Source organism: Nonomuraea antri, assembly GCF_013283785.1.
In the GTDB taxonomy this organism is placed as follows: Bacteria; Actinomycetota; Actinomycetes; order Streptosporangiales; family Streptosporangiaceae; genus Nonomuraea; species Nonomuraea antri.
This window is the reverse complement of sequence record NZ_JABCPZ010000558.1, coordinates 1-1,162: the sequence shown is the minus strand read 5'-3', so window position 1 is coordinate 1,162 and position 1,162 is coordinate 1. Positions and strand designations below refer to the sequence as shown.

The window sequence follows — 1,162 nt, the reverse complement described above, 5'->3', positions numbered from 1 at the left end:
TAAGAGACAGGCTTGTGCGGTCGGTGCGTGGGCTGGTGGAGGACGGGAGTGGGCCGCCGGCAGGAGACCGGGGTGAGCCGGCGGGAGGCCGGGGCGCGTCGGCAGGAGACCGAGGTGAGCTGGCGGGAGAGGGGGCTGGGCCGCCGCGGATGTCGGTGCGGGAGAGCACGATGGCGCCGATCAGTGCGGCCAGCAGCAGGACGGAGAGCGCTTCGAAAGGCAGGACCCAGGTGGCGAAGATGCTGGTGCCCAGTTCCTTGGCCGCGCCGTGTCCGGGTTGGAGCGGCGTGTAGGCGGTACGGAAGCCGTCGATCACCACGGTGACCAGGAGAGCCGCCGTCGCCACCGCCACCACCGCGGCCACGGTACGGTTGCCGCTGTCGAGATCGGCGGAGCGGCCGATCGGCGCACGGGTGAGCATGATGCCGAACAGCATCAGCACCACCACCGCGCCCACGTAGATCAGCACCTGGACCCACGCCACGAACTCGGCGGTCAGCACCAGGTAGCAGCCCGCGAGCGCGCCGAAGGTGACCACGAGCCACAGGGCGGCATGGACGAGTTGTTTGGTCGTGACAACGAGCAGCGCCGATCCAACCGCTACCGCTCCCAGCAGCAAGAAGACGATCTCTTGCCCGGTGGGTGAAAGGTAGGAGGGCACCGCCTCGGTCACGAATCCTCCTCGGACTCCCTCGTCTCGTCAGGACCGAGCCGTCCGGGCGGGCGGATGGACCGGGGGTCGGCCATCCTGCGCCTGCGGGGGCTCGGGCCAGAAGTCTGCTCCTCCGGCCCGGGCTCCGGTTGCGGTTCGGTCGAGGCTGTGGACAACTCTTGGGCTTGTGGCTCGCCTGTGGATGAAGCCGGTCGCTCAGCGGATTGCTCGGGCGATCGCTCGGCGGGTGGTTCGGCGGGAGATTCGGCGGTTTGCGGGGTCGACGGCTCAGCGTTTGTGACGTCGGCTTCCGCGCCGGTGTCGCGCGTGCTGGTGTCCCCCGCGCCGGTGTCTCCCGCGCTCGTGTCCCTCGCGCTGGTGTCCCGAGTGCCGGTGTCCCGCGCGCCAGCGTTTTCCGTGCCCGTGTCGCTTGGGTCCTCAGGCGTCTTCGCGTTCTCGGGGGTTTCCGCGTTCTCGGCGTTTCCTGCGCGGTCGTCCGCGGTCTGAGGC

Annotated in this window: 1 protein-coding gene; it reads right to left on the bottom strand. The window is 70.1% G+C overall.

The features are described 5' to 3' along the window. Positions 1–673 (bottom strand): NADH-quinone oxidoreductase subunit J family protein (locus tag HII36_RS55345; RefSeq protein WP_328808335.1); only part of this gene is annotated, 673 nt, incomplete at its 3' end. Positions 674–1,162 lie beyond the last annotated feature (489 nt).